At 70.0% G+C, this 613-nt stretch carries 1 protein-coding gene; it reads left to right on the top strand.

Annotated elements, in window-relative coordinates; genetic code table 11:
* Nucleotides 1-140 precede the first annotated feature (140 nt).
* Nucleotides 141-613, top strand: a 473-nt coding sequence (locus CF8_RS22760; RefSeq protein WP_198016909.1) for a hypothetical protein, incomplete at its 3' end; no start/stop codon positions are given.

Raw genomic sequence — 613 nt, 5'->3', positions numbered from 1 at the left:
GGCTGTGGATAACTCCGTTGGTGTCGGCGGTTGGGCACAGACTGGTCACGTTCGCCTAGGTCGCGCGGAGGTCGTCGGACGATCACCCCGCGGCAAAGTCGAGAGATTCGCACTGGTGCTGACCGATGGAGGTGGTCGAGATGAAGGTCCCGATGACGGTGCTGAGGGTCGTGACCCTCGGGCCTGCGCTGCTGGTGAGCTTCGTCCTCGCCGTGGTGGTGTTCGCGCTGCTTCCGCCGGCGCTGGGCCTGGTGCTGTTCCTGGCCTCGGCGGCCGTGCTGGGCGCGTTGGCGCTGGGTCAGCTCGAGGTGGTGGCGATCGGGTTGCTGACTCGGTCGCGGCCGGCGACGGAGGCCGAGTTCCGGGTGATGGCGCCGGTCCTGGCTGAGCTGGGTGGTCGTGGCGTCGACGTCGGTTCCCTGTGCGTGCGTCGTGTGAAGCGTCCGCAGACGCCGGTGGCGTTGGCGATTGGGCACCGGGCGGTGGTCATCACACCGGGCCTGGTGGAGGGGACTTACCGTGGCGGCGTGACCGGCGCGGAGGCTGTGGCGGTGCTTGCGCATGCTGTCGGTCGGCGCCGGGTGATCCGGCCGCGGCTGGAGGCTGCGGTGCT

Origin of the sequence: Nocardioides sp. CF8 (assembly GCF_000389985.1) — a bacterium.
GTDB lineage: Bacteria > Actinomycetota > Actinomycetes > Propionibacteriales > Nocardioidaceae > Nocardioides > Nocardioides allogilvus.
Note: the sequence above shows the minus strand (reverse complement) of the source record. Positions and strands in the feature narration are given on the sequence as shown.